Here is a 1,300-nt window from a genome sequence, read left to right on the forward strand (position 1 = left end):
GCCCTGTAGCAACCGATGATGTAACGCTCCATCCGTGTAGCCTTGAACTGGTGCACCTTGGCGATCTCGGGAACCACCCGGCGGTGAATCCAGGCTTGCGCCGCTTTCATGGTGGCGGGATCGATGATGTCGTAGTCTTCGCGTCGCTTGTGTTCGTGGTCATGGGCCAGGACGGTTTTGCCGTTCTCCTCGCGCATAAAACCCGACTCCCGGCCTCCATGGGTTTCGTAAAGTGCGATGAGCTCGCGGCAAAACTCCGGCGGAAAAACATTGGGCAGCACGAGGATGGGCGCCTGTAATTCGATGCCCGCGAAACACGAGGGCGCCGGCAGCCCGTCGAGGTATGACAAAAGCGCGAGGATGTCGCCGGTATCACCGAGAGGCAGCACCTTCAGCACCCTGAGCGTCGGGTCCAGGACAAAGCACAGGCGGCGCGTCCCCGCGCGTTTTTGTTCCAGGTCCGCATCTACCGGGACCGCCCCATAAAGCGCACTGACCTGCGCGTCAAAGTCCCAGAGAAAGCGGTAGCCGGGGTAGCGGTCGGTGACGCGCTGCTCGCGTTCGTCGCCGGGGTCCAGGCTGACGCCGAAAAAAGAGCAGTGCGCGTCGTTGAAGATATCCGGCCGCTTCAAGGCCATGTCGATGGCCGCCCGGGCCAGGGGATGCGCGGCGCTCCCAAAAAAGCACAGCACGATGTAGCGGCCGGCCGCGGCATGCAGGGCATAGCGCGGGTTCGCAAAGGATTTTTGCCGGAACCAGGGCGCCGGATCGCCGGCGAGAAGATTGGAGTACCTGGCCATTTGCTGACTTGAACTTCAGAGCGGGCCGGTTTCCAGCATCCCGTTGATGACGCTTAGATCGGCCTCGTCCAGCGTGGCGTTCGCGGCTTTGAGGCGCAGTCCCTGGAGCAAGGTTTCGGCCCGCGCCTTGTACCAGTCGCGCTGGGCCGCGTACAGCTGCTGCTCGGCGTTGAGCACGTCCATGTTGATGCGCGTGCCGACGAGGTAGCCGATCTTGTTGGCGTCCAGCGAGCTTTTGCTGGACGCGATGGCCGAAGCCAGCGCCTGGACCTGCGCCGTTCCGTTGACGACGCCGGCGAAGGCCTGGCGCGCCTGGGTTGCCGCCTGGCGGCGCGCCGCTTCCAGGTCTTCCCCGGCTTTGCCCTTCAAGGCCACGGCTTCGCGAACGCGCGCCTGCACGCCGCCGCCGGCGTAGAGAGGAATGGTCAGGCTCATGCCGACCTGGCCGGAGCGTGAACGCACCGAAATATCGGCCGGGGAAGTGATGCTGCCCGAGGTGT

General features: G+C 64.3%; 2 protein-coding genes. Both read right to left on the reverse strand.

The annotated features are described in order from the left end of the window. Positions 1-800: redoxin domain-containing protein (locus AC1D0P_RS25700; RefSeq protein WP_477679313.1), on the reverse strand; the 800-nt coding region annotated here is incomplete at its 3' end. A 15-nt stretch (positions 801-815) separates the two neighbouring features. Further along, on the reverse strand, positions 816-1,300 hold a 485-nt coding region (locus tag AC1D0P_RS25705), incomplete at its 5' end, for a TolC family protein (RefSeq protein WP_477679314.1).

The sequence above is a fragment of the Polaromonas sp. P1_G2 genome (genome assembly GCF_056405515.1).